The organism is Chryseobacterium carnipullorum, assembly GCF_900142785.1.
Classification (GTDB): domain Bacteria; phylum Bacteroidota; class Bacteroidia; order Flavobacteriales; family Weeksellaceae; genus Chryseobacterium; species Chryseobacterium carnipullorum.
Window position 1 is genome coordinate 1 of sequence record NZ_FRCD01000042.1, and the last position, 4,339, is coordinate 4,339.

At 35.4% G+C, this 4,339-nt stretch carries 4 protein-coding genes; 1 reads left to right on the forward strand and 3 read right to left on the reverse strand.

Annotated elements, in window-relative coordinates; genetic code table 11:
* Positions 1 to 72 precede the first annotated feature (72 nt).
* From BUC06_RS23165 to BUC06_RS23175, 3 genes are read right to left on the reverse strand one after another with little or no spacing between them, the layout of a single operon-like run.
* On the reverse strand, positions 73 to 624 hold the full coding sequence (locus BUC06_RS23165) for a recombinase family protein (RefSeq protein WP_073336980.1): 552 nt from the start codon (positions 622 to 624) through the stop codon (positions 73 to 75).
* A gap of 10 nt (positions 625 to 634) precedes the next feature.
* Positions 635 to 931: a type II toxin-antitoxin system RelE/ParE family toxin gene (locus BUC06_RS23170; RefSeq protein WP_073336982.1), complete on the reverse strand. Its 297-nt coding sequence runs from the start codon at positions 929 to 931 to the stop codon at positions 635 to 637.
* Entirely contained in the window at positions 919 to 1,137 is a 219-nt protein-coding gene (locus BUC06_RS23175; protein ID WP_073336984.1) for a hypothetical protein, read from the reverse strand. Before BUC06_RS23175 ends, BUC06_RS23170 begins: the two co-directional genes overlap by 13 nt.
* 156 nt (positions 1,138 to 1,293) lie before the next feature.
* Here BUC06_RS23175 and BUC06_RS23180 point away from each other — a divergent pair, with 156 nt between their 5' ends.
* Positions 1,294 to 4,254: a Tn3 family transposase gene (locus BUC06_RS23180; protein WP_073336985.1), complete on the forward strand. Its 2,961-nt coding sequence runs from the start codon at positions 1,294 to 1,296 to the stop codon at positions 4,252 to 4,254.
* Positions 4,255 to 4,339: the final 85 nt, after the last annotated feature.

Below are 4,339 nucleotides of genomic sequence, written 5' to 3' on the forward strand. Positions count from 1 at the left end.
GGGGTCAGTCGACGAAAAGTAAAATTTTGTACGTTAAGGATAAAATCTATTAAAAGGTTTTGTTTTAATAGATTAAACTGATTTAATTAATCGGTAAATAGTAGCCGGATGAACATCGAATAGTTTGGCTACTTCAGGAGCTGTTTTTCGTCCCGATTGGATAAGATGTTTTATTTCTTTTCTTTGGACTTCTTTTAATTTGGGTTTTCTTCCTCCGATTCTTCCTTCTTTTCGGGCGTGTTCCAAACCTTTTTTAGTTCGTTCTTTCAGCATTTCCCTTTCAAATTCTGCAAATACTCCGACCATCTGCATCATCATTCTTCCTGAAGATGTGGTAGTATCAATAGATTCTGTCAAGCTTCGGAATCCTGATTTTTTTCCTTCAATCTGTTCTATCAAGAAGAGAAGATCCTTCAGTGATCGGGAAAGTCTATCCAGTTTCCAGACAATAACAATATCGCCTTTGCGAAGATGGCTAAGAAGCTCTTTAAGTTTCGGGCGATCCCATCTTCCACCGGAAATCTTTTCCTCAAAGATAAGCTCACAACCTGCTTTTCTCAAAGCTTCAATCTGAACTGAATTATCCTGCTCCTGAGTGGAGACTCTGGCATATCCTATTAACATAGATAGTATTTTATAACTCTAAATCTTGTGGATTTTTATGTCCGTCCCAAAAGGAAAGAATTTGAATTGTTTTGTTCTTGATTCTATATAAAATTAAAAATTTTCTAAGAACAACTACATATCGTACACCTGGAATATCAAAAACTTCTTGTCCTGCGTAAGGGTTGTTGGCAATGTAATCTTCTTTTTCAGAAACCTGTTTTACTATCTTCTTTGAATAAGTGGCAGACTTGTTATGATTGGTCCAAAATTCCAAAGCTTCCAGATATAAACGTTCTGCTTTTTCAGTCCATTCTATTTCGAACATAAAGCTGCTGCTTTTTTTCTAACTTCTTCACTTGAAATGAGCCTTCCCTCTTCTGCATCTTTTATGCCTTCTAAGACAGATTGTTTTATTTCTTCAGAAATTATAATGTCTTCCTGACTTTTAAAACGGATTTTCATTTCTTCTAAAAAAGCTTCAATAACGGAGAATTGTTTTGGATTATCCGGATAAATAACAATACTTTTCATGATAAGATTATTTACACAAAGATAAATATTTCGCACAAACATATCGCAAAATATTTTTATTTTGCAATACTTTTTTGCGACTGTCAAATTCATGCTTCCCGAACATTCTGAGTTTTGTTGCAAAAAGGATCGTTTGTGCAAGAATAATTTGAAATTATGGCTTTAAGAAAAATATTATCTGAAAAAGAGAAAGAAAATTTAATTGAGTCTCCTTCCTTAAAGGAAGATATTATACGTTGGTATACTCTTACGGAATCTGATATTATAATTATTGAGCAAAATTGCAGAGGCACTGCAAACAAATTAGGGTTTGCCATACAACTATGTTATCTACGCTTCCCTGGCAAGGTTTTAAAATCTAACGAAACTCCGGATTTTTTACTATTACAATATGTTTGCGAACAGCTTAATATTAATCCTTCTGTTTGGGGAAAATACGCTGTTCGGGATGTCACCAGAAGAGAGCATATTACATTAATCAGAAAAATTTTTGGCTTCAAAACATATAGTGAATTTGAGCAGGAAGCTTCTTTAAAATATATTCATGATAAAGCTTTACAAACAGATAGAGCTGTAATTATTGCTGAAGAATTTGTCACTTATTTAAGGACAAGTAAAATACAACTTCCTTCTATTAATACAATTGAAAGGCTTTGCTCAGAAGCCCTTATTAATGCAGAAAAGCAAATTTATGATACTCTGAGTTCTTCATTGTCCGATCATCAAAAACATCTATTAGATGCTCTTCTCAACTTACAGGAAAAAAGCAGCATCACTAGGCTAAATTGGCTAAAGCAATCCCCACAGGCGGTCAATTCAAAATTTTTATTGATGCACATAAAGAGGTTGAAAACTATTAAAGAGATTGATCTTCCAAAAGATATTGGCAAAGATATTCATCAAACACGGTTGTTGAAAATAGCCAGAGAAGGCAGGCAGATGACACCACAACATATAAGGGATTTTGAAGAATCCCGGAGATACGCAACTTTAGTCGCAATACTTCTGGAAACCAAAGCTTCTATTATCGATGAAATTATAGAAATGAATGATAAAATCATCGGTTCTTTGTTCAGATATGCCAAGAATACACAAGCTCAAAAAATGCAGGAATCCGGAAAATCCATGGGAGAACAGCTCGGTATATTTTTTAAAATTGGAAATGCGCTTCTTGATGCCAGAGAAACAGGTGAAGATCCTTTCGATGCTGTTGAATCGGTTATTTCGTGGGAAGCTCTGGCTCAAAGTATTTCGGAAGCTAAAAACTTAACGGCTAAACAAAATTTTGATTCCCTGTATTTTATATCCGATAAATATTTTACGATAAAAAAATATGGTGGAGAATTTTTAAGAGAATTAGATTTACGGTCCGCTCCGGTAGCTGAAGATATTTTGAAAGCAGTAAATATTCTGATAGACCTATATGAAGGAAAAATAAAAAGATTGCCGGAAAAGCTTCCATCAGGTTTTATAAGAAAAAGATGGGAAGAACTGGTATTTACGGAGAATGGTACTGATAGAAAGTTTTATGAACTGTGTATATTTTCTGAACTCAAGAACCATCTGCGTTCCGGAGATCTTTGGGTACAGGGTTCAAGACAGTACAAAGATTTTGAAGATTATCTTATTCCTGCAGACAGATTTACTGAAATGAGAGATCAGAATCAAGTTCCTCTGGACGTAGCGTTGAATGTCGAAGAGTTTCTTTCGGAGCGGATGGAGCTTCTTTCAAATAAAATACAAATCGTTTGTAAACTTATTGAAAGTAATGAACTTCAGGATACTTCTATTATTAATGACAGAATAAAAATTAAACCTCTTGAAAATACAGTTCCTGAAGAAGCTGAAGTTTTAGGAAAAAAAATATACAGTCTGCTTCCTCTTATTAAAATCACAGATCTTTTGAAAGAAGTCGATCAGTGGACGGGCTTTACAGATCAGTTCATTCATCTAAAATCCGGAAATAAAGTTGATGACAAAAACCTTTTACTCACCGTAATACTTTCAGATGCTATCAATTTGGGTTTAAGAAAAATGTCTGAAGCTTCTCCGGGAACTTCTTACGCAAAACTCTCTTGGCTTCAAGCGTGGCATATCCGTGACGAAACGTATTCTTCAGCTTTAGCGGAAATTATAAATGTTCAATCCACACATCCATTTTCTTTTTACTGGGGAGAAGGCAAAACATCTTCTTCGGACGGTCAAAGGTTTGCAACTGGCAGCTATGCGCAAAGAACAGGAAATATTAATCCGAAATATGGAAGCAGTCCCGGAGTTCAGTTTTACACTCATATCTCCGATCAGTACGCACCTTTCCATACCAAGGTCATCAGTGTAGGAGTGAGGGATGCAACCTATGTTTTGGATGGGCTTCAGTATCATGAATCTGATGTACAGATAGAAGAACATTATACAGATACTTCAGGGTTTACCGATCATGTGTTTGCTTTGATGCAATTATTGGGATTTAAATTTGCCCCAAGAATCAGAGATTTGAATGATAAGAAGCTATTTATTCCTGAAGCATCTACGGGCTATTCTGCGTTATCAGAACATATAGGAGGAACAATCAACAGTAAAAAGATTATTCAAAACTGGGACGAAATAGTAAGGCTTGCAGCTTCCATAAAAAATGGAACTGTTACAGCTTCACTGATTGTAAAGAAGATTGGAAGCTATCCAAGGCAAAACGGACTGGCAGTAGCATTACGGGAATTGGGTAAAATTGAAAGAACCTTATTTATGCTCGACTGGTACATGAGTCCGGAACTTAGACGCAGAGTTACTGCTGGACTTAATAAAGGTGAAGCCAGAAATGCTTTGGCAAGAGCTGTATATTTTAACAGGTTTGGAGAAGTCAGAGAACGGAGCTTTGAAAATCAACGTTATAAGGCAAGTGGTCTTAATCTGGTAACCGCTGCTATTATTTTATGGAATACGGTTTATATTGAAAAAGCAGTGGAACATCTGAAAGAACAGGGCGAAGAAATTAATGATGATTTACTTCAGTATCTTTCTCCATTAGGCTGGGAACATATTCACCTTACCGGAGACTATGTTTGGGAAGACCGTATCAAACTTAAAAAAGGAGAGTTTAGATCACTAGGAAAAGCGTAATCATTTAGTCAGTCTATTTAAATTTCAAATATTAATAGATTTTATCCTTAACGTACAAAATTTTACTTTTCGTCGACTGACCCCA